This is a genomic window from Mesorhizobium sp. M8A.F.Ca.ET.161.01.1.1, from assembly GCF_004792105.1.
GTDB lineage: Bacteria > Pseudomonadota > Alphaproteobacteria > Rhizobiales > Rhizobiaceae > Mesorhizobium.
In genome coordinates, this window is the sequence record NZ_SRTD01000009.1 from 156,024 (window position 1) to 174,459 (window position 18,436).

Here is an 18,436-nt window from a genome sequence, read left to right on the forward strand (position 1 = left end):
TTCGGCTTGCGGATGAAATTAAAGCCGAATAGCGTGATCAAAGCAAGTGTGATCACAAATCATAATCAGGAGGCGGCAACGATCGTCTTCGGCCAGAGGGTTCGATGAGCGAGGTAGCGGAACGCCAAGCGCGGGAGACCCGTGTGCCGGTTCTGACGGCGAGCCAGGTCGTCAGGCGGTTCGGCGGCCTTGTCGCCGTCAACGATGTCTCGTTCGACGTCAAAGCGGGCGAAATCCTTGGCCTGATCGGACCCAATGGCGCCGGCAAGACGACCATGTTCGACTTGCTGGCCGGCAGTATCCTGCCCACCAGTGGCAACATCTTGCTCAATGGCGTGCGCGTCTCCGGCGAAGCCGCTCACCTGCGCATCGGCCGAGGTCTCGGCCGCACCTTCCAGATCCCGCGCCCGCTCCCCAATCTGACGCTGATCGAGAACATCATGCTGGCGGCACAGGGCCAGGCGGGCGAAAGGCTGCTCGCCAACTTCGTCACGCCGTGGCGGGTGGCGGCGCAGGAAAGAGCCGCCCGGGCAAAGGCGCTCGAACTGCTGGAACTGGTCACCCTCACCCACCTCGCGCATGAGCCGGCGCGCGTGCTTTCCGGCGGCCAGCGCAAGCTGCTCGAACTTGCCCGGGTGATGATGGCCGATCCGGCGATCATCCTGCTCGACGAACCGGCGGCCGGCGTCAACGCGACGCTGCTCGAAGTCATCATCGACCGCATCCGCGACATCAATGCGCGCGGCATCACCTTCCTGCTCATCGAGCACAACATCGACATGGTGACGCGGCTCTGCCACCGCGTCCTTGTGATGGCGAGCGGCCAGTTGCTCAGCGAAGGCACGGCGGAAGAAGTCGCCCGCGACCCGCGCGTCATCGAGGCCTATCTCGGGGGCGCCGCATGAGCGAGACCGTCCTCGATGTCCACAATCTCGAAGCCGGTTACGAACCCGGCGTGCCGATCGTGCGCGGCGCCTCGATCACGGTCAGAAAAGGTGAAATCGTCGTCGTCCTCGGTCCCAACGGCGCCGGCAAGTCGAGCTTCATCAAGGCGATCGCAGGCCTCGTGCCGATCACCGGCGGTTCAGTGTTCCTGGACGGCCAGGATATCACCACGGCACCGGCCCACACCATGGTGCGGCTTGGCCTCGCCTTCGTGCCGCAGACCGAGAATATCTTTCCGCTGATGTCGGTCGAGGACAATCTCAGGGTTGCCTGCGGCATCCTCGAGCGGCGCGACATCCCGGCCCGCCTCAAGGAGATGTATGCCGCCTTCCCCGACCTTGTCCGCCAGCGCCGCACGGCCGCCGGCAATCTGTCCGGAGGACAGCGGCAGATGCTCGCGGTTGCACGTGCGCTGATCGTCCACCCCAAGGTGCTGGTGCTGGACGAACCGTCGGCTGGCCTGTCGCCAAAGTTCGTCTCGGCGGTGTTCGAGATGCTGGCCGGCATCCGCAAGTCCGGAGTCACCATCCTTTTGGTCGAGCAGAACGCCAAGGCAGCGCTTGCCATCGGCGACCGCGCCTATGTTCTGGTCGAAGGCAAGGACCGGCATGAGGGCGTCGCCTCGGAATTGTGGAACGACCCGGTCGTCGCCGAACTCTATCTCGGCCAGCGTCCCCAGCGCCAGCAGGGAGGCGCTGCATGAGCCTGCAGTTCATCGTCGACGGATTGCTGACCGGCTCGATGATCGGCCTCGGTGCCATCGGCGTGACGCTCACCTATTCGATCCTGCGTTTCTCCAACTTCGCCCATGGCGACTTCATGGCCTGGGGCACCTATGCGACGCTGGCCGTGGTCAGCGCCATCGGCGCGACATTCGGCAAGGTGGCGCCGATCGGGCCGCTGTCCTTCGGCTGGCCGCTCCTTGTTGCCCTGGTCGTCGGCATGGCGTTCACCGCACTGCTGGCGCTGCTGCTCGACAAGGTGTTGTTCTCGCGGCTGCGCTCGCAAGGCCAGGCGATCATCGTCGTGATGGCGAGCTTCGGCGCCTCGATGGCGCTGCGGAGCCTGTTGGAGTTCACCTTCACCTCACGGCCAACCTATTTCAGCCGAGCCATCCAGATCGCCATGCCGGTCGGCTTCGGCATCCGCATCACGCCCGACCAGATCGCCTTGCTGGCGCTGACCGCCGTGCTCGTGCTCGGCGTGCATCTGTTGATGACACGTACGCAGACCGGGCGTTCCATGCAGGCGCTGAGCCAGAACGCGGCGCTGGCCCGGATCGTCGGCATCGACGTCGCCAAGGTGGTGCGCGTCACCTGGATCGTCGGCGGCGCGCTTGCCTGCGTTGCCGGCGTGATGATCGGCATTCTGGTGCAGATCCGCCCCTTCATGGGCTTCGACATGCTGCTACCGATGTTCGCCGCCGCCATCCTCGGCGGCATCGGCAGCATCCCGGGCGCGGTGCTCGGCGGCCTGATCATCGGGCTCGCCGAAGCCGGCGCCGTGCAATTGATCGGTGCCGAATGGCGCGCCGCCGTCTCCTTCATCATACTGATGGCGGTGCTGTTCGTGCGGCCGATCGGCCTTTTCGGAGTTCGGGAAAGATGATCGATCTCGTCGGCTACGGCGCCTTCTTCCTGACCACGGCGCTGATCTTCTCGCTGGTCACGCTGGGGCTCAATCTGCAGTGGGGGCTGACTGGCCTGTTCAATGTCGGGCTCGCCGGCTTCGTTGCCATCGGCGCCTACACATCGGCGCTGCTGACGACACCGGACGACGCCGCGAGGCTGGGCGGTTTCGGCCTGCCGATCCTTGTCGGCTGGGCAGGCGCCATGGTGGTTGGCGGTATCGCCGCGGCACTTACCGGCATGGCCACATTGCGTCTGCGATCCGACTATCTGGCGATCACCACATTCGGTGTCGCCGTGGTCGTGCAACTGGTCGCGCTCAACGCGCAGAAGCTGACGGGTGGCCCATTCGGCATCGGTTTCATCCCGCGCCCCTTCGGCGGCCTGGCGGAGACGCCACTGCTGTTCAACCTGTCCAACCTTGCCGTCGTCTCGGTGGTGACGCTGATCGCCTATCTCGCCTTGGAGCATCTGTCGCGCAGTCCCTGGGGCCGCGTGCTGAAGGCGCTGCGGGAGGACGAGCGTGCGGCGATCTCGCTCGGCAAGAGCGCGCGTTTCTACCGCGTCCAGGCCTTTGCCGTCGGCGGCGCCATCATGGCGCTGGCCGGCGCATTGCAGGCGCATTTCACCGGCTTCATCGCACCCGACAATTACCTGCCGATCCTGACCTTCCAGGTCTGGGTCATGCTGATCGTCGGCGGCTCCGGCAGCAATCTCGGCGCCGTCGTCGGCAGTGTGCTGGTCTGGGGAATATGGGCCGGATCGGGCACGGCGACCAGCGTGTTCTTCCCGCCCGAGCAGCAGGCGCGCGCCGCCTCGCTGCAAATCGTTGCCATCGGCGTCATGCTCTGCGTCATCCTTCTGATCAGGCCAAACGGCCTGTTCGGCGACAGGCCGCGGCGGGCACGCTTCGGCAAGCGGGCGAAACTGGCCACGGCCAAAAGCAGTTCCAACTCATGAATGCCATGGTCAGGCAGGAGGCGCATGGCGCTTCGCTCTGGCACGCCGTCAGCCACGATCGTCGCCAGCGACCTGCGCTGAATGGCGACCTCGATGTCGACCTCGCCATTGTCGGCGGCGGTTTTTCCGGGCTTTCAACCGCACTGCATGCCGCCGGAAAAGGACTTTCCGTCGCCGTTCTCGAAGCCGAAATTATCGCCTGGGGCGCGACCGGCCGGAATGCCGGTTTCGTCGTGCCGAACTTCGCCAAGATGGACCCGGACGGCATCCTTGCCCATCTCGGCCCGGAACGCGGCGAACGCCTCATCGATTTTGCCGCCGACAGCGCCGACCTCGTCTTCGGCCTGATCCGGCAGCACGGCATCGATTGCGACGCGGTGCAGAACGGATGGATCCAGCCGGCGCACTCGCCGGCGGCCCTGGAGAAGGTCAAATCACGCGCGGGACAATGGGCGCAGCGTGGACGGCCTGTCGTCACCCTGGATCGGCAGGATGTCGCAACGCTGACCGGCGCGCGCGGCTATCTCGGCGGCTGGATGGACCGTTCCGGCGGCGTACTCAATCCGGTCGCCTATGCACGCGGATTGGCCGATGCGGCGGAAAAGGCCGGCGCGCGGATTTTCGAACAGGCACGTGTCACGTCGATTGATCGCGTGGCCGACGGCTGGGCGCTGAAAACGCCATCGGGCTCGGTGCGCGCCGCCAGGGTGCTGATCGCCACCAACGCCTATGGCGGGTCGCTCGATCCGTCGCTGCAGCGGACTTATTTTCCGCTGAAGGTTTTCCAGATCGCCACGGCGCCGCTACCGCTCGAAATCCGCACGCGTCTGCTTCCCGGGGGGCAAGGCGTCGGCGACACCAGGCGCAATCTCTTCACCTTCCGCTTCGATGCCGATAACCGGCTGATCAGCGGCGGCATGCATATTCTAAGCGCCGGTGCCGACAGACGCGTACCGCAAACAATCTGGCGCCGGCTCGCCGCCCGTCTCGACCTGCCCGACCTGCCCCCGCTTGTCTATGGCTGGTCGGGAATGGCCGCCGTCGAGCCGGATTTCCTGCCGCACCTCCTGGACCTCGGCCCGGGCCTGATCGCCGGCCGCGCCTGCAATGGACGCGGCATCGCCATGACGACGGCGATGGGCAAGGTACTGGCCGACTGGGCCGCTGGAACCGACGCCCGCGAGTTGCCACTGCCTTTCGCGCCACCGGCGCCGATTCCGTTTCACGCCCTGCTGCGACACGCACCCAACATGTTGCTCGGCTGGAGCATGCTGCGCGACCGGATGGACGAAACAGCATAGGCCGACCGGGCCTGCCGTCCGATCAGTTTGTCGTGCGAAGATTTTCGGAGAGAACCGCGGCCGCCACGGCGATGTCCTGTTCAAGGGATACACGAACGGCCGGACCGTTGCGCTGTTCGAGCGCGGCGACAATCCTGTGATGTGCGTCATTGGACTGCGGAATGTAGCGATCGGCCCGCATCAGGAGCTTCAGATAAGGTCCGACGCGCCCCCAGAGATCGCGGATCATGTTCAGGAGGATCGGCGCGCCGGCGTGCTCATAAATAGCAAAATGGAAGGCCTCGTTCAGGGAAAGATAGGTCCTGGCGTCCTGCGCCTCGATGGCGCGTTGCATGCCGGCGAGCGCGACCTGTATGTCGGCCAGCGCGCTCTCACTCATGCGCGTGGCGGCCATCTCGCCCGCCAATCCCTCGACGGCGATGCGGATGCGCGTCAGCTCCGCGAAGGCGGGCTCCGACAGCAAGGGCACGATGATCGAGCGGTTGTTCTGCAGTTCCAGAAGCCGCTCGGCGACCAGCCTTTGCAACGCCTCGCGGATCGGGGTGGTCGAAATGCCAAAGGTTTCCGCGAGCTTGCGGATGACCAGTGTCTGGCCCGGGCTGAAACCGCCTGAAATCAATTCCTGCTTGAGCGCGCCATAGGCGCGGTCGTTGAGGGTTTGATGCTCGAGCTTCAGCATGCGCCCGCTCAGCTCACCATGCCGACAGCGCGCGATCGAGCGTCTCGGCCAGCTGCTCGGCATTGTCCCTGGCAAAGGGCAGTGGCGGCCTGATCTTCAGGACATTGCCGCGCGGACCGCAGGACGAGATCAGCACGCCATCCTCGCGCATGGCTTCAACGGCGGATGAGGTCTTGGCGGCGGCAGTGGCCTCATCCTCCGCCGTCAACTCGACCCCGAAATAGAGACCGTTGTGCCTGACATCGGCGACCATGCCGTGGCGGCCTTTCAAGGCGTCCAGCAATTCTCCGGTATAGGTGCCGACCGTGCGCGCGTTCTCGATCAGCCCCTCGCCCTCGATCACGTCGAGCACGGCGATGCCGACAGCGGCCGCGACCGGATTGCCGCCGAAGGTATTGAAGTAGCCGGTGTTCGAACCGAACGAGCTCACAAGCTGCGGCCGCACGATCACCGCGCCCATCGGATGTCCGTCGCCGATCGGCTTGCCCATGGTGACGATGTCAGGTTCGAGGCCATAATTGGCGAAGCCCCACATGCCCCGGCCAAGCCGGCCGAAACCGGACTGGACCTCGTCGGCAATGACGATGCCGCCCGCCTTCCTGACGTGATCGGCCGCCTCGCGCATGACTGCAGCATCAGGGAAGAAGATGCCGTCGCTGGAAAAGGCGGAATCGAGAAGCAGCGCCGCCGGACGGATGTTTCGCGCGCGCATATCCTCGATGGCGGCGGCGACATTTTTGGCGAAATCATGCGCGGCGCGGCCGCCGTCACGGAAGGTGTCCGGCGCCGCCACGGTCCGGTGTTGCGCGGGCACGCCCTTGGCCCCGACCGCCGCCGGCGACAACTGCGCGGTGGCGATGGTGGCGCCGTGATAGGCGAATTCGGTGATGATCACACCGGTGTTGCCGCTGGAGTGCTGGGCGATGCGGATGGCGAGATCGTTGGCCTCGCTGCCGGTGCAGGTAAACATGGCATGGCCGAGATGGGGCGGCAGCGTGCCAAGCAGCTTTTCGGCGTAATCGAGGATGATCTCGCTGAGGTAGCGCGTGTGCGTGTTGAGCGTGGCGGCCTGTCCCGACAATGCCTCGACGACGCGCGGATGGCAGTGTCCGACCGAGGCGACGTTGTTATAGGCGTCGAGGTATTTTCGGCCCTGGGCATCGTAGAGCCAGACACCGCTGCCACGCACCAGATGGATCGGGTTGCGGTAGAAGGCGCGATAGGTCGGCCCGAGCAATCTGGCGCGGCGTTCGAGCAGCGCGTGCTCTCGTGCGGAAACTCCGGTGTCGGCGGAGGCACTTGCGGGCGAGGACTGGGACACGGGCATCTACTCCGGCTTGGAATGGTCGAGAAAATAGCGGCGGGCGTCAGCGGGCGATAGACCGTCCAGCCGTTCGAGCGAGGTCCAGACCTCGGTGATGAGGCGAAGCACATAGTCGCGTTTGGCCGGAAACCGCCCGGCCTGCCAGCTGGCAATGTTGGCGATGAGCGCAAGCCGTGCACGAATGAGGTGGAAGAGGATGCCAAGCTCTTCGATTTCGAGCGGCTGCACCGACTGATAGCCGGCGACGAAGCGGGCCGCGGGCGCCAGAGGGTGACCTTCAGCCGGCCAGCGGTAGACGGCACCGATGGCGAGGTCGCAGATCAGCGGCGAATGGATCATGTCGCCGAAATCGAGGATGCCGCTCACCACTTCCGGCCGCGCGGCATCCATCACCACATTGTAGGAGTTCATGTCGTTGTGGACGATCTGGGCGCGCAGGCCGGGGATCACCGGCGCCGCATGTTCCTCGAAGGCGTCGATGACGCGCTCGACCATGGCGCGATGGCCGGCATCGGCGATGTGCGCCAGCATGGGCCGCGTCTTGGCGACCTTGCGAATGTCCCACAAAAGGTCGCTGCCGGCGGCCGGATGGAAGAAGCCGCGCAGTGCCCGGCCAAGCCGGGCGAGGAAGATGCCAAGATTGCGGTCCTGCGCCGCTGACGTGGGCGAGCGCGAAAGCAGCTGGCCGGGCAGATAGCTGACCAGCCGGACGATGCGCGGCGGCGATCCGCCGACGCCTACCATGAACTGTGCTTCGCCTTCGACGCTCTTGCGCACGGAAGGAACTGGCAAGGAAGGGTCGACCGTCAGAATGTGGTCGAGCGCCTTGTTCTGGAAATCGGTGAAGCCGGCCTCTTCAGCCGGATGCGAGACCTTCAGGACGAACTCGCCCTCGCCTTCGGTCTGGATATGGAAATTATGGTCGCGTTCGCCCGGCAGCGGGCGCGCGCTGCCGGTGAGCCCATAGTGCCGGCGCAACAGGGCAAGCGCCTCGGCGATCGAGACATCAGGCGCATCCTCCGCAAGCGTCTCGCCGAAGGCATCCGATACGGCCGCGTTCATGGCCTGACCTCGGCATTTATGGGTTCAAGACCGCACCAGTCGGCGATGAAGAGCGCAATGGTCTGCGTGACCTTGCGCACGGAGTCGAGATCGACGGCCTCGTCATAGCCATGCGGCATGCGGCAGATCGGGCCGTAGACGATTGCGGGCGTGTCGGCATAAAGGCCGAAGAAGCGCGCATCGGTGGTGGCCGAGGTGACGTGTTCCGTCAGCGGCTCACCCCACACGGCGGTGTGGCTGCGCCGCAGCACGGCTTCCATCTCGTCGGCCCCCTCAAGTACGTAACCCTCGGCCATGAAGCCGTTATAGGTCATCCTTGGCGGACGATTGGCGAGGAACGGATCAGCGCGCGCCGCATTCGCGATGCAAGCTTCCAACTCGGCCCTGGCGTCCTCGAGCTTCTGGCCGGGATAGGTCGCGACACGCATCTCGAAGACGCAACGCGCCGGAACGCTCGACGTCCACTCGCCGCCTTCGATCTTGCCGAGATTGAAGCGGATCGGGTGCGGGTGATCGCAGAAATGCCTGTCGTCGACCTTCCTCGCATTCCAGACGATTTCGAGCTGCTTCAGCGCCTGGATGATGAGGAAGGCCTTTTCGATGGCATTGGCGCCGGCCGAGAAGGCGCCCGACGCGTGCTGCGGGTCGCCATCGACTTCGACCCTGAACCAGATCGGGCCGACCTGCGCCCGCATCAGCCTTGGCTCCAGCGGTTCGGGAATGAAGGCCGCGTCGGCGCGGTAGCCACGCTGCAGGCAAGCGAGCGCGCCATTGCCGGTGCACTCCTCCTCGACCACCGACTGCAGAAACACTTTCGCGGCCGGCTGGTAGCCGAGGCCACGCAAGGCGGCCAGCGCATAGAGGCAGGCCGACAGGCCGGCCTTCATGTCGCCGGCGCCACGGCCATGCATCCAGCCATCCTCGATCACCGGATCGTAGGGGTCGCGGACCCAGCGATCGAGCGGTCCCGTCGGCACGACATCGATATGCCCGTTGAGGATCAGCGAGCGGCCGGTGGCGTTTTTCGGCGTGTGAGTGGCGACGACGTTGAATGCGTCGTCATAGGAAACCGCAACGGGAGAAAATCCGGGCAGGTCGCGGATCGCGTCGACATCGACACGCCACATATCGACCGCATAGCCATCGGCTTCATAAGCCGCCGCCATGAAGGATTGCGCGGCATGCTCCTCGCCGCGTTGGGAGGGAAAGCGCACGAGATCGGCCATAAAGGCGAGCTGACGGTCGAAACCATCGTCGACCGCCCGCAAAATGGCCTCATCCGCAATTCGCTCAGGCATGATATTCCGCTTTCCTGTGAATGGTGTATCATATCTCATATGCCATCTCTGGAAAAGGCAAGAAGACAGGCCGGCCAAAATTATGGCCCACCCCTGCAGCCTCTTGGCAGGCGGCCGCAGAATTGGCATCAGCTTCTTGACATGCCGGTAGGCTGCGCGACGGAAGATCGAGGACAGATGCAAGTCACCGAAGGCACATTGCCGGATGAAATCACCGATCTCGCGTCCGGCTACCGGCGTATCCCGGCCGGCAAGATCGTCAATGCCGTGACATGGATGGAAGCGCGCGCGCCGGTGCAGGGTCTCGCGCATCCGCTGGCGATGACCCGCGTCACCAACCCCGAGCCCGCCTTCTACCGTTCGGTCTTTCTCGAGATCGGCGCTCCCTGGCTCTGGGATCGCGCCGCCGAAATGTCGGACGCCGACATCGCGGCGCATTTCGCCGACCCGCGCCAGCATCTCTATTACGGCCACGATGAAAGCGGCAGCCATGTCGGCATGGCCGAATTCACTGTCGCCGACGTGAACGAGATCGAGATCACCTATTTCGGTCTCTTCCCTTCCTTGACCGGCCGAGGCCTTGGCAAGCGACTGATGGCGGGCGCGCTCGATCAGGCATGGCGCCTAAAGCCGGAGCGTATCTGGCTGCACACCAGCAGCATCGATCATCACAGCGTCATTGGCTTCTACCGGGCTTGCGGGTTTGAACCCTTCGCGGCCGGCTTCGAGATCACCGACGATCCGCGGATCAAGGGAACCCTGCCGCGCGATTGCGCGCCGCAAATTCCGCTGATCGAAACGGAATGGGTGCCCGGCGCCAGATGAGACCGTCTTCGCAACCCGCGGGCCAGGCATCGCCCCACCACCGAAGGTGGGTACGGCGCGAGCGCATCCTGTCGAGGTTGGAGCGGCATGTCGACACGCGCATCGTGCTGTTCGCCGCGCCCGCCGGCTTCGGCAAATCGACGACGATGGCGCAATGGGCAGCCGAGGTCTCGCGCCACGGCCGGCTGACGGCATGGCTGTCCTGCGAAGCGACGGACAATGACGAAGGCGCCTTCCTGTCGCATCTGGTTGGGGCGCTGCGCCATCTCGTGCAGAACCCGGCCGAGCTCGACCTCGCCTTCCAGTCGAGCCCGATCCCGCAGCTTGACGTGGTGCTGGCGGCCCTTGTGGCGGGTCTTGCGGCACGCCATGCCGACATCACTCTGTTCTTCGACGACTATCACGCTGTCGAAGCACCGGCGGTAAAGCGGTTCATGGAGCGCCTGACACGGCAGGCCCCCGCCAACGTCGCCTTCGTCATCGGTTCGCGCAACCTGCCCGACCTGCAGCTCGGCAAGCTCAGGGTGCTCGGCGATGTCTTCGAAATCGGCCCGGACGATCTGCGTTTCGCCTCGTCCGAAGCCGAAGCCTTCTTCAACGACAAGCTTGGCCTCTCGATCGGCAGCGGCACGGTGGAAACCTTGTGCTCGCGCACCGAAGGCTGGGCCGCGGGCTTGCAGCTCGCCTCACTGTCGCTCAGCGCCGCCCATGCGCCCGAAACCGTCATCGGCAATTTCACCGGCGCCAACCGCAACGTCGCCGACTTCCTGATGGGGGAAGTGTTCCTGGAGCTGCCGCCGGCGCTGGCGAAGTTCCTGCTCTACTCCTCGATCTTCGAGCGTTTCAGCGCCGAGGCCTGCCGGGCGGTGATACGCGCGGCGGACGCCGAGGCTGCTATCACCGAGATCGAGACCCGCAACCTGTTCCTGGTACCGCTCGACGAGGAGCGCCGCTGGTTCCGCTATCATCATCTGTTCCATGACTTTCTCAGCCGCGAGATGGAACGGCGCGAACCGGAGATGATCGCCCCGCTGCACCTGGCGGCTTCGGAATGGTTCGCCGAACGCAAGATGCTGACCGAGGCCATCGGCCATGCGCTCGCGGCCGGCGACCAAGCCCGCGCGGCCGTGTTCGTCGAAAACAGCGCGCTCGAACTCATCGCCCAGTGCCAGCTTCTCTACGTGCGCCAGTTGCTGGCGCTGCTGCCGAGGAAACTGATCGACCAGCGCATCCGGCTGCAGCTTGTCGTGCTGTGGCTTGCGGTGCACTCGAGCCAGCCCGAGATTGCCCAGCAGACGCTCGCCAATGCGCGCAAGCTGGTCGAGACCGGGCCGACTGATAGCAATGATCCGGGCACGCTGACCGGCACCACGATCGAGGCAGAACTCGAGGTCCTTGCCGCTGCGGTCCACAGCACGCTGGAACAGTTCGAGGACGCACGCGACACCGCGCTGGCCGCGCTGCGCATCATCGCGCCCGATGCCTGGTTCATGGAAGGCGCGACCGCCAACGTCATCGGCTATAATCTCTATGCGTTGGGCGACCTCGAAGGCGCGCGCGCGGCGGTGGACGCGGCGCGCAAGGCGCATGAGCGAAGCGGCAGCCTGCTCGGCGTCACCATCGCCAATTGCTACATGGCCGTCATCGAGCGATCGGCCGGCCGGCTGCCGGCCGCCGAACGGCTGCTGCGCAACGCGATCATCGAAGCCAGGACGCGGATCGGCGCGAACTCCTATGCCGAGGCGCTCGCCGGTACGCTGCTTGCCGAACTCGCCTACGAGACCAACGCGTCCGGTGAAGCACTGGCGCTGGTCGAGAATCTCGGCCCGCTGATCGAGGGTGCCGCGGTCATTGTCTATCCCCTGGCCAGCGTGCCGACCTATGCCCGCGTGCTGCAGCTGACCGGCCGGGGCGACGCGGCCCTGGACATGCTGGAGCGCGTCTATCAGCGCGTGCGCGGCTCCGTCTACCGCCGCCTCGCTTCGGTGCTGGTGCATGATCGCATCCGGCTGCTGATCGATCAGAACCGCGTCGCCGAGGCACGCGCATTGCTGAGCCAGCATCGCGGCGAAAGCGCCGAGACCGTCCCAACGGTCGCCAACGAATTCGAGTTCTTCGCCGAAGGCCGGCTGCTGACGGCGGAGAAATCCTACGCAGGGGCGGCCGCGATTTTCGACGCGCTGCTGGAGCGAACGAAAGGCAGCGGGCGCATGCGCCGTCACATACTGGCGCAGATCCTGCGCGCCAAGAGCGCCGGCCATGACCAGCGCGAGGTCGACCGGCATCTGCTCGAAGCACTGCGCCTTGCCCAGCCCTCCGGCTTCATCCGCTCCTTCGTCGACGAGGGCAGGCTTGTCGTCGAGGCATTGATGCGGCTGCGCGCGGCACAGGCAAAGACCGACCCGGCATTGTCGGCCTATGCAACGCGCATCATCGATGCCGCGCAGACACCGCCGGTGGCGACGCGCAAGCCGGCCATCCCGGTTGCCGAGAAGGAACAGCTCACCCAGCGCGAGTCCGAGCTGCTGCACTGCTTGTCGGAAGGCATGTCCAACCGCGATATCGCCGTTGCGCTGTCGGTGAGCGAAACGACGGTGAAGTGGCATTTGAAGAACATTTTCGGCAAGCTCTCGGTATCCAACCGCGTCCAGGCCGTGCGCGCCGCGCAGGCCGCCACAAACGTCCGCACCCCTCCGAAAGGAGGGGCATAGATTGCAGACATGGCCCCCTCTTTAGGGTCGGGCCAGGCGATTGTTAGCCTGCTAGCGTCATCTGGTTTTCGGAGGATGCCGCGGATGGCGACAGGCTACGTCTTTCACGAACAGCTGATGTGGCATGATACCGGCTCCAGCGCCGACATGATGCCGCCCGGCCGTTTCGTGGAGCCTGGCCGGCATCTGGAATCGCCTGGCTCGAAGCGCCGGCTGAACAACCTTATCCAGGTGAGTGGCCTGTCGCGCCATCTGGTGCCGATCATCGCCGAGCCCGTGACGGTCGAGGACCTGCTGCGCGTGCACACCCAGCGCCATATCGACGATATCCGCATGCTCAGCGAGCGCGGTTCCGGTTTCGCCGGGCCGCAAGCGCCGATCGGCCTCAACAGCTTCGATATTGCCCTGCTGTCCGCCGGTACCACCTATGCGGCGATGCGCGCGGTGCTGACCGGCCGCGTCGACAATTCCTATGCGCTGGCGCGTCCCCCAGGGCACCATGCCGAACCCGATCAGGCCATGGGCAACTGCCTGTTCTCCAACATCGGCGTGTCGGTGCGCCGGCTGCAGCATGAAGGGCTGCTCGGCCGCGCCGCGGTGGTCGACTGGGACGTGCATCATGGTAACGGCACCGAGACAGTGTTTTATTCCGACCCGTCTGTGCTGACGATTTCCCTGCACCAGGACAATCTCTATCCGACCGGGCGCGGCGCGCTGGCCGACAACGGCAAGGGCGAAGGCGAAGGTTACAATATCAACATCCCGCTGCCGGCCGGCAGCGGCACCGGCGCCTATGAAGCGAGCTTCGACCGCGTCGTCGCCCCTGCGCTGCGCGCCTATAAGCCGGACCTTGTCATCGTCGCCTCCGGCTTCGATGCGTCGGGCTTCGACCCGCTCGGCCGCATGATGCTCAACAGCGAATGTTTCCGGCGCCTTGCCGCGCGCATGGTGGCCCTGGCCGCCGAGGTCTCGAACGGGCGCCTGATGATGACGCATGAAGGCGGCTACTCCGAAGGCTACGTGCCGTTCTGTGGCCACGCCGTCATCGAAACCTTGGCCAACCATCGCACCGAAGTGGTCGATCCCCTGTCGGACCATATCGACGAATGGGCCGGCCAGGAGTTGCAACCACACCAGGCTCAGGTGATCGACGCCGCCGAGGGCCTGCTCGCGGGCCTGCGCCAACGCCTCGCCAGCGCAGCCTGACGCGATGGACTTTGTCGTCACCACGCTGCTCAACGCGCTGACGCTGATCAGCATCCTGATGCTGGTCGGGCTCGGGCTGGCGATCAGCTTCGGCCTGATGAACGTGACCAATCTGGCCCATGGCGAGTTCGTCACGGTCGGCGCCTTCGCGGTCTATTTCGTCCAGAGTATCGGCGGCTCCTTCTGGCTGGGGCTGCTTGCTGCCCCGATAGCCGGCGCGGTGGTCGGCTGCATCCTGGAATTCGCCATCATCCGCCACCTTTACTCGCGGCCGGTCTCGACCGTGCTCGCCACCTGGGGTGTCAGCCTGATCCTGCAGCAAGGGCTGGAGCTGACATTCGGGCTTGGCGCCAAGCCGGTGACGCCGCCGATCGAGGGTACGTTGGACCTGTTCTTCACTGTCTATCCGGCCTACCGGCTGATCCTGATCGGCATCGCCATGCTGACTTTGCTCGGCGTGGTCCTGCTGATCAGCCGCACATCCTTCGGGCTCGACATCCGCACCGTCATCCAGAACCGGGAAATGGCCGAGGGCGTTGGCATCAACACGCGCCGCACCTACGCCATCGCCTTCACCTTCGGTGCGGCAATCGCGGGCCTGGCCGGCGGGCTGGTCGCGCCGCTGGCGATCGTATTGCCGCAGATGGGGGTGAACTATCTCGCCAACGCCTTCTTCGTCGTCATCGTCGGCGGTGTCGGCTCGATCGGCGGCCTCGTCGCCGGCAGCGTCTTCGTCGGCGGGCTGACCAGCATCCTCAACTACCAGATCTCGCCATCGCTGGCGCAGGCGATCGTGCTGCTCGCGGCCATCGTTGCCGTGCGGCTGCGGCCAAACGGCCTGTTCAACGGAGCGTCGCGATGATCGCCCGCGACCGCAACTGGCTGCTGATCTTCGCCGTCTGCGTGGCGCTCGCGGTTCTCTATCCCTTCATCGCCGACGGCTATCAGTTGACGGTGATCCGCGATGCGCTGATCTTCGGGCTGTTCGCGGCGAGCCTCGATTTCTTCTGGGGCCGTACCGGCATATTGTGCTTCGGCCACGCCGCCTTCTTCGGCATTGGCGGCTACATCATGGCGCTGGTCACGCTCAACGACGCCATTCCTGTCGGCAGCGTGCTCGGCATCATAGGCGCGGTCACGGGTGCGGCCTTCGTCGCGGCCATCATCGGCTACTTCCTGTTCTTCGGCGGCATCCGCGGCAGCTATTTCACCATCGTCACGCTCGCCATGGGTGTCATCTGTCAGCAGGCCGCGATCTCCTGGAGCTCGGTCACCGGCGGCGACAGCGGCCTGATCGGCATCCCGCCGATCGCATTCGATCTTGGCGGGATGCATGTCGAACTCAGCCAGGACCTGCCGAGCTATATCTTCGTCGCGGCCATCGTCGCTGTGGCCGTGCTGGTGCTGTGGTCGATCAGCCGTGGCCGCTGGGGCACCGTGCTGACCGCAATCCAGGACAATGAGGTCCGGGCGGCGGCACTTGGTCACAATGCACCCTTGCGGCTGCTTGTCACTTTCGTCCTGTCCGCGGCGATCGCCGGCCTTGCCGGCGCGCTCTATGTCTGCATGGCGGGGCTTGTGGCGCCAGATCTCTCCGGGCTGCTGCTGTCGACGGAAGTCATCGTCTGGGTGGCGGTCGGCGGGCGCGGCACGCTGCTTGGCCCGGTCCTGGGCGCCATCGCCATCCAGCGCGCGCAGCAGACCATCAGCAGCTTCAATCCGAGCCTGTGGCCGCTGCTGCTCGGCTGCGTCTTCGTCATCATCGTCTTTGTGCTGCCGGACGGCATCCTGTCGATCTACGCGCGGCTGAAGAGCCTGTTCAAAGGCCGGAGGCACGCGCGATGAGCGACGTCCTGCTCCAGGCCGAAAATGTCGGCATCCGCTTTGGCGGGTTGCAAGCGCTGGAAGGGTTGAACCTGACGGTGCGCGACAAGGAACTCTGTTGCATCATCGGGCCGAACGGCGCCGGCAAGAGCACCTTCCTCAACGTTTTGACCGGCACGCTTCGCCCGACCAGCGGCAACGTCCGTTTCCTCGGCCACGACATTGGCGGCCTGCCGCTGCACCGCATCGCCCGGCTCGGCATCGCCCGAAAATTCCAGATCCCGTCGGTCTTCCCCAGCCTCTCGGTTGAGGACAATCTCAAGGTCGCACGGTGGGGCGCCCCATCGCCGGCCCGGCCAATCGGTGAATTGATGGAGCTGGTCGCGCTGACCAATCGGGCGGCTACATTGGCCGGCGAACTGGCGCATGGCCAGAAACAATGGCTGGAAATCGGCATGGCGCTGGCGATCGAGCCACGGCTGCTGCTGCTCGACGAGCCGACCGCCGGCATGACGCCGCTGGAGACGCTTGCCACAGCCGAAATGCTGCTGCGCCTGAAGGGTGAGTTTTCTATCGTCGCCGTCGAGCACGACATCCGCTTCGTGCGGGCGCTGAACTGCGAGACGCTGGTGCTGCATCAGGGCCGCCGGCTGCGCAGCGGTCCTTTCCACGACATCGAGGCCGACGAGATGGTCCGCGACGTCTATCTGGGGAGGCGCTGACGATGCTGCGGACACTTGCCGTCTCCGCCGGCTACGGCCTGCTTCCGGTGCTGAACGGCATCGATATGAGCGTGGCACCGGGCGAAGTCGTCGGCCTGCTTGGCCGCAACGGCGCCGGCAAGACGACGCTGCTGCGCGTCATCGCCGGCGCCTTGAAGGCGAGCGGCGGCGCGGTGGTTCTCGGCGACCAGGATCTGACCAACGCGCCGGCCTTCCGCCGGGCGCGGGCGGGCATCGCGCATGTGCCGCAGGGGCGTGGCATCTTCAACCAGCTCACCGTGCGGCAGAACCTGGAGGTCGGCACCCGCGCCGCCAGGGACCGCGGCGACGGCGGCATTCCGGCCGACATTTTCGGCTACTTTCCGATCCTGCGCGAACGCGAGGCGCAAATCGCCGGCACGCTCTCGGGCGGTCAGCAGCAGATGCTGGCGATCGGGCGGGCGCTGTGCGGCCTGCCGTCGGTGCTGCTGCTCGACGAGCCCTCGGAAGGCATTCAGCCCAACATCGTGCAGTCGATCGCCGAGCTTGTGCCGCGCATCGCGCGCGAGCGCGGCATCGCGATCGTTCTGGTCGAGCAGAATCTCGATCTCGTTCTCAAGGCGGCGGACCGCTGCCTGGTGATGGAGAAGGGCAGGATCGTGCACGAGGGCACGCCGGAAGCATTCGCCGACGAGACCCTGCTGAAGGATCTCCTGGCTTTGTAAGGCGTGCATGGGGCGCGCCTGGGATTGGAAGGGAACACAACAATGATAAGCAGAAGAACTATCCTGAAATCCGGCGGCGCCGCGGCCGCCTTCGCCATCGTCGGCGCGCCGTCGATCCTGCGTGCCGCCGATACGGTCAAGGTCGGACTGTCGATCCCGATCACCGGGCTGCAGGCGATCCTCGGCGAGACGCTGCTCAATTGCTACAAGCTCGCCGCCGCAGAGCTCAACGCCGCCAACGGCATCGGCGGCCGCCAGGTCGAGCTCTTCATCGAAGACAACCAGACCACGACGAAGGGGTCGATCGACAAGGCGCGCAAGCTTCTCAACGAAGACAAGGTCGACGTGATCATGGGCACGATCATCTCGCCCGAGCGCAGCGCCACGCTGTCGGTGACCGCGAAAGCCAAGAAGCTGTTCTTCTACCCGACCAATTTCGAAGGTGGCGAATGCAACCGCTACTTCGTCGCCACCGGCCCGATCCCGATGCAGCAGGTCGACCCGATGATGCCATGGGTGGCCGACAACCTCGGCAAGACGATCTACATCATGGCCTCCGACTATGCCTGGCCGCAGAAGATGACCGAGGCGATCACCTTGGCTTACGAAAAGGCCGGCGGCAAGATCATCGGCGCCGACTACTATCCGTTCGGTACCACCGATTTCGGCCCGGCGTTCCAGAAGATCAAGTCTCTGAAGCCCGATGTCGTCTGGTCGATGGTGGTCGGCAACGACGCCGTCACCCAGCTCAAGCAGTACCGCAGCTTCGACATCAAGCAGCCGCTGATCGCGCCGCTCGACGAGGTCTTCAACAAGGACGCGCTGCCGCCCGGTGTCGCCGCCGGCACCTACGCGCCGCAGCCCTACTGGATGGCGCTCGACAATCCGGTCAACAAGAAGTTCATCGCGAGCTTCCGCGAAAAGTTCGGCCAGGAGAAGATGGTCAACGGCATCGGCGAAGCCGGCTACAACGGCCTGCATCTCTATGCTCTGGCCGCCGAGAAAGCGAGCTCGCTGAAGGACGACGATGTGCTGAAGGCGCTGCCGACGATCGAGTTCGACGCACCGCAAGGCAAGATCCGCGTCGATGCCTCGAACAACCACACGCTTTGCCATTCCTATGTCGGCAAGGCGGCGGCGGACGGCATCGGCTACGAGATCGCCAAGGATTTCGGCACCATCGCCCCGGTAACGCCTTACTGCAAGGTGTAGGCCACAACCGGTCTGACGGCGGTGGTGCCGCTGCC

Annotated in this window: 17 protein-coding genes; 13 read left to right on the forward strand and 4 right to left on the reverse strand. The window is 65.2% G+C overall.

The window, feature by feature from the left end:
- Positions 1 to 104: 104 nt before the first annotated feature.
- The 5 genes from EN804_RS21890 to EN804_RS21910 are packed head-to-tail and all read left to right on the forward strand — an operon-like array spanning position 105 to position 4,834.
- Positions 105 to 905, forward strand: coding sequence for an ABC transporter ATP-binding protein (locus EN804_RS21890; RefSeq protein WP_135881689.1), 801 nt, complete (start codon positions 105 to 107; stop codon positions 903 to 905).
- Positions 902 to 1,648 (forward strand): ABC transporter ATP-binding protein, encoded by a 747-nt coding sequence (locus tag EN804_RS21895; protein ID WP_135921351.1) that lies wholly within the window; start codon positions 902 to 904, stop codon positions 1,646 to 1,648. Before EN804_RS21890 ends, EN804_RS21895 begins: the two co-directional genes overlap by 4 nt.
- A complete protein-coding gene (locus tag EN804_RS21900) occupies positions 1,645 to 2,553 on the forward strand; it encodes a branched-chain amino acid ABC transporter permease (RefSeq protein ID WP_127280491.1) in 909 nt (302 codons plus the stop codon). Before EN804_RS21895 ends, EN804_RS21900 begins: the two co-directional genes overlap by 4 nt.
- Positions 2,550 to 3,533 carry a branched-chain amino acid ABC transporter permease gene (locus EN804_RS21905; RefSeq protein ID WP_189524546.1) on the forward strand — a complete coding sequence of 328 codons (984 nt, stop codon included), beginning with the start codon at positions 2,550 to 2,552 and terminating at the stop codon, positions 3,531 to 3,533. The genes EN804_RS21900 and EN804_RS21905 overlap by 4 nt, the downstream gene beginning before the upstream one ends.
- Positions 3,530 to 4,834, forward strand: a complete 1,305-nt coding sequence (locus EN804_RS21910) for an FAD-dependent oxidoreductase (RefSeq protein WP_135921352.1) — start codon at positions 3,530 to 3,532, stop codon at positions 4,832 to 4,834. Before EN804_RS21905 ends, EN804_RS21910 begins: the two co-directional genes overlap by 4 nt.
- Positions 4,835 to 4,856: 22 nt before the next feature.
- Here the strand turns inward: EN804_RS21910 and EN804_RS21915 are convergent, their stop codons facing one another.
- Genes EN804_RS21915 through EN804_RS21930 form a run of 4 tightly spaced genes read right to left on the reverse strand, consistent with a single transcriptional unit; the run spans position 4,857 to position 9,197 of the window.
- The gene (locus EN804_RS21915; RefSeq protein ID WP_135916119.1) at positions 4,857 to 5,513 is read right to left on the reverse strand and encodes a GntR family transcriptional regulator; all 657 of its coding nucleotides are present in this window, start codon (positions 5,511 to 5,513) and stop codon (positions 4,857 to 4,859) included.
- Positions 5,514 to 5,526: 13 nt separating this feature from the next.
- Positions 5,527 to 6,840 carry an aspartate aminotransferase family protein gene (locus tag EN804_RS21920; protein WP_189524116.1) on the reverse strand — a complete coding sequence of 438 codons (1,314 nt, stop codon included), beginning with the start codon at positions 6,838 to 6,840 and terminating at the stop codon, positions 5,527 to 5,529.
- Positions 6,841 to 7,899, reverse strand: coding sequence for a phosphotransferase (locus EN804_RS21925; RefSeq protein ID WP_127277725.1), 1,059 nt, complete (start codon positions 7,897 to 7,899; stop codon positions 6,841 to 6,843).
- A complete protein-coding gene (locus tag EN804_RS21930; RefSeq protein WP_167531353.1) occupies positions 7,896 to 9,197 on the reverse strand; it encodes an ArgE/DapE family deacylase in 1,302 nt (433 codons plus the stop codon). Before EN804_RS21930 ends, EN804_RS21925 begins: the two co-directional genes overlap by 4 nt.
- Before the next feature lie 177 nt (positions 9,198 to 9,374).
- Here EN804_RS21930 and EN804_RS21935 point away from each other — a divergent pair, with 177 nt between their 5' ends.
- The 8 genes from EN804_RS21935 (at position 9,375) to EN804_RS21970 (ending at position 18,401) form a co-directional block, all read left to right on the forward strand.
- The gene (locus EN804_RS21935; RefSeq protein ID WP_135865074.1) at positions 9,375 to 10,022 is read left to right on the forward strand and encodes a GNAT family N-acetyltransferase; all 648 of its coding nucleotides are present in this window, start codon (positions 9,375 to 9,377) and stop codon (positions 10,020 to 10,022) included.
- A complete protein-coding gene (locus tag EN804_RS21940) occupies positions 10,019 to 12,733 on the forward strand; it encodes a LuxR C-terminal-related transcriptional regulator (RefSeq protein WP_135921353.1) in 2,715 nt (904 codons plus the stop codon). The genes EN804_RS21935 and EN804_RS21940 overlap by 4 nt, the downstream gene beginning before the upstream one ends.
- Positions 12,734 to 12,817: 84 nt before the next feature.
- The gene (locus tag EN804_RS21945) at positions 12,818 to 13,939 is read left to right on the forward strand and encodes a class II histone deacetylase (protein WP_135921354.1); all 1,122 of its coding nucleotides are present in this window, start codon (positions 12,818 to 12,820) and stop codon (positions 13,937 to 13,939) included.
- 4 nt (positions 13,940 to 13,943) lie between these two features.
- The gene (gene urtB, locus EN804_RS21950) at positions 13,944 to 14,801 is read left to right on the forward strand and encodes an urea ABC transporter permease subunit UrtB (protein WP_135921355.1); all 858 of its coding nucleotides are present in this window, start codon (positions 13,944 to 13,946) and stop codon (positions 14,799 to 14,801) included.
- Positions 14,798 to 15,784, forward strand: coding sequence for a branched-chain amino acid ABC transporter permease (locus EN804_RS21955; RefSeq protein WP_135921356.1), 987 nt, complete (start codon positions 14,798 to 14,800; stop codon positions 15,782 to 15,784). The genes urtB and EN804_RS21955 overlap by 4 nt, the downstream gene beginning before the upstream one ends.
- Positions 15,781 to 16,485: an ATP-binding cassette domain-containing protein gene (locus tag EN804_RS21960; RefSeq protein WP_135921357.1), complete on the forward strand. Its 705-nt coding sequence runs from the start codon at positions 15,781 to 15,783 to the stop codon at positions 16,483 to 16,485. The genes EN804_RS21955 and EN804_RS21960 overlap by 4 nt, the downstream gene beginning before the upstream one ends.
- A gap of 2 nt (positions 16,486 to 16,487) precedes the next feature.
- Positions 16,488 to 17,189, forward strand: a complete 702-nt coding sequence (locus EN804_RS21965; protein WP_135921358.1) for an ABC transporter ATP-binding protein — start codon at positions 16,488 to 16,490, stop codon at positions 17,187 to 17,189.
- 42 nt (positions 17,190 to 17,231) lie between these two features.
- Positions 17,232 to 18,401 carry a substrate-binding protein gene (locus EN804_RS21970; RefSeq protein WP_135921359.1) on the forward strand — a complete coding sequence of 390 codons (1,170 nt, stop codon included), beginning with the start codon at positions 17,232 to 17,234 and terminating at the stop codon, positions 18,399 to 18,401.
- The last annotated feature ends 35 nt before the right edge of the window (positions 18,402 to 18,436 follow it).

Coding starts and splice junctions, on each gene's coding strand:
- EN804_RS21940 (WP_135921353.1), top strand. CDS start 10,019: ATGAGACCGTCTTCGCAACCCGCGGGCCAGGCATCGCCCCACCACCGA.
- EN804_RS21910 (WP_135921352.1), top strand. CDS start 3,530: ATGAATGCCATGGTCAGGCAGGAGGCGCATGGCGCTTCGCTCTGGCAC.
- EN804_RS21890 (WP_135881689.1), top strand. CDS start 105: ATGAGCGAGGTAGCGGAACGCCAAGCGCGGGAGACCCGTGTGCCGGTT.
- EN804_RS21945 (WP_135921354.1), top strand. CDS start 12,818: ATGGCGACAGGCTACGTCTTTCACGAACAGCTGATGTGGCATGATACC.
- EN804_RS21915 (WP_135916119.1), bottom strand. CDS start 5,513: ATGCTGAAGCTCGAGCATCAAACCCTCAACGACCGCGCCTATGGCGCG.
- EN804_RS21960 (WP_135921357.1), top strand. CDS start 15,781: ATGAGCGACGTCCTGCTCCAGGCCGAAAATGTCGGCATCCGCTTTGGC.
- urtB (WP_135921355.1), top strand. CDS start 13,944: ATGGACTTTGTCGTCACCACGCTGCTCAACGCGCTGACGCTGATCAGC.
- EN804_RS21955 (WP_135921356.1), top strand. CDS start 14,798: ATGATCGCCCGCGACCGCAACTGGCTGCTGATCTTCGCCGTCTGCGTG.
- EN804_RS21935 (WP_135865074.1), top strand. CDS start 9,375: ATGCAAGTCACCGAAGGCACATTGCCGGATGAAATCACCGATCTCGCG.
- EN804_RS21905 (WP_189524546.1), top strand. CDS start 2,550: ATGATCGATCTCGTCGGCTACGGCGCCTTCTTCCTGACCACGGCGCTG.
- EN804_RS21900 (WP_127280491.1), top strand. CDS start 1,645: ATGAGCCTGCAGTTCATCGTCGACGGATTGCTGACCGGCTCGATGATC.
- EN804_RS21895 (WP_135921351.1), top strand. CDS start 902: ATGAGCGAGACCGTCCTCGATGTCCACAATCTCGAAGCCGGTTACGAA.
- EN804_RS21925 (WP_127277725.1), bottom strand. CDS start 7,899: ATGAACGCGGCCGTATCGGATGCCTTCGGCGAGACGCTTGCGGAGGAT.
- EN804_RS21930 (WP_167531353.1), bottom strand. CDS start 9,197: ATGCCTGAGCGAATTGCGGATGAGGCCATTTTGCGGGCGGTCGACGAT.
- EN804_RS21970 (WP_135921359.1), top strand. CDS start 17,232: ATGATAAGCAGAAGAACTATCCTGAAATCCGGCGGCGCCGCGGCCGCC.
- EN804_RS21920 (WP_189524116.1), bottom strand. CDS start 6,840: ATGCCCGTGTCCCAGTCCTCGCCCGCAAGTGCCTCCGCCGACACCGGA.
- EN804_RS21965 (WP_135921358.1), top strand. CDS start 16,488: ATGCTGCGGACACTTGCCGTCTCCGCCGGCTACGGCCTGCTTCCGGTG.